This window comes from Seonamhaeicola marinus, from assembly GCF_008085455.1.
The window spans coordinates 1-240 of record NZ_VSDQ01000486.1 but is presented as its reverse complement, the minus strand read 5'-3'; the positions used below and the strand labels follow the sequence as shown (position 1 = coordinate 240).

1 protein-coding gene is annotated in these 240 nt (G+C 29.2%); it reads left to right on the top strand.

The features are described 5' to 3' along the window. A partial coding sequence (locus FUA24_RS07860) for a SufD family Fe-S cluster assembly protein (RefSeq protein ID WP_187388217.1) occupies positions 1–226 on the top strand: 226 nt, incomplete at its 5' end. Positions 227–240: the final 14 nt, after the last annotated feature.

The following is a 240-nucleotide window of genomic DNA, read 5'->3' as shown; positions in this document are numbered from 1 at the left end:
TATAGAAGCTAAAAACAAATCAGCTATTATAGAACACGAAGCTACAACAAGTAAAATTGGTGAAGACCAAATTTTCTATTGTAACCAACGTGGTATTGATACTGAAAAAGCCATTGCATTAATTGTAAATGGATTTAGTAAAGAAGTGCTTAATAAGCTTCCAATGGAATTTGCTATAGAAGCTCAAAAATTATTAGAAATTTCTTTAGAAGGAAGTGTAGGATAAAAAAATATCATGCT